This window comes from Erwinia sp. MYb416 (assembly GCF_037479575.1).
Lineage (GTDB): Bacteria > Pseudomonadota > Gammaproteobacteria > Enterobacterales > Enterobacteriaceae > Erwinia > Erwinia rhapontici.
Genome location: NZ_JBBGYT010000394.1, coordinates 1 through 1,536, shown reverse-complemented (window position 1 = coordinate 1,536; position 1,536 = coordinate 1). Strand labels below are relative to the sequence as shown.

Here is a 1,536-nt window from a genome sequence, read left to right as displayed (position 1 = left end):
GTTTTTAGCAGCGGGAAAATTTCTGAACAGACGTGTAGCACCTGCATTATCGGCTCCTTTTTTATCCTTCATACTCGAAGCTGCCTCAGCGTTGGCTTCGCTCACTCACCCGAATCACTTACCTGTGTAAGCTCATCGGGACTCTTTGCCTTGCCGCCTTGAGGCAACTTCCATTATTTTGGATAATTTTTGTGCTATCGCCAGCCAAGCTTCGCCAGCATGGTCCTGGTGACAAGAACGATCCCTTCTTCCGATCGGTGGAAACGCCGGGCATCATCATCCGGGTTTTCGCCAATCACCGTTCCTTCTGGCAGTACGCAGGCACGGTCTATCACACAACGCCGCAGACGGCAGGAACGTCCCACCTCCACGTCCGGCAGTAATACCGATGACTCAATATTGCAGAAGGAGTTAATCCGAACCCGTGAGAACAGCACCGAGTTCACCACCACTGAGCCAGAGATAATGCAGCCCCCTGACACCAGCGAATTCATTGTCATCCCATGGCTACCGGAGCGATCCTGCACAAACTTCGCTGGCGGCAACGGTTCCATATGGGTGCGGATCGGCCAGGTACTGTCGTACATATCCAGTTCCGGCATCACCGAGGCGAGATCAAGGTTGGCTTTCCAGTAGGCTTCCAGCGTCCCGACATCACGCCAGTAAGGCTCGGCCGTTTCGTCATGCTGCACGCAGGAGAGGCTGAACGAGTGCGCTAGTGCCTCGCCGCTGGCGACAATTTTCGGCAGCAAGTCTTTACCGAAATCATGGCTCGACTGCGGCAGTTCCATATCCTCTTCCAGCAGGCCAAAGAGGTATTCGGCATCAAAAACATAGATACCCATGCTGGCTAACGCCCGGCTGCTGTCACCGGGCATAGACGGCGGGTTTTCCGGTTTTTCAAGGAACTCGACCACCTTGTTGTCATCATCCACCTTCATCACGCCGAAGGAACTGGCCTCCTCCAGCGGCACCGGCAGGCAGGCAATGGTGCAGCGTGCGCCATTTTCCACGTGGTCGATCAGCATGCGCGAGTAGTCCATTTTGTAGATATGGTCCCCGGCGAGGATCACGATGTACTGCGCGTGGTAACGGCGAATAATGTCGAGGTTCTGTGTGACCGCATCGGCGGTACCGCGATACCAGTGATCGGTTGAGAGGCGCTGCTGCGCAGGCAGCAGATCGACGAACTCGTTCATCTCTTCATTGAGGAAGGACCAGCCGCGCTGGATATGCTGCACCAGGGTATGCGACTGATATTGGGTGATGACTGCGATACGCCGGATGCCAGAGTTCAGGCAGTTGGAGAGCGCAAAGTCGATAATACGAAACTTGCCGCCGAAGTGAACCGCAGGTTTCGCACGCTTGGCGGTCAGGTCTTTCAGGCGCGTACCACGGCCACCTGCAAGGATCAGCGCAACAGTTTGTGTAGGGAGTTGCCTTGCCAGCATTACAGGGTCGTTCTTATCTAATTTGACCATGTCTGATTCCTATTATGATTGTTCCTGGAACACGCACACACCGTGGGCGGCTCCA

1 protein-coding gene is annotated in these 1,536 nt (G+C 55.0%); it reads right to left on the bottom strand.

All coding sequences use genetic code 11. The features are described from left to right. Positions 1 to 194 precede the first annotated feature (194 nt). Positions 195 to 1,481, bottom strand: coding sequence for a glucose-1-phosphate adenylyltransferase (glgC, locus tag WH277_RS05530; RefSeq protein WP_200642627.1), 1,287 nt, complete (start codon positions 1,479 to 1,481; stop codon positions 195 to 197). Between the last annotated feature and the right edge of the window lie 55 nt (positions 1,482 to 1,536).

Coding starts and splice junctions, on each gene's coding strand:
- glgC (WP_200642627.1), bottom strand. CDS start 1,481: ATGGTCAAATTAGATAAGAACGACCCTGTAATGCTGGCAAGGCAACTC.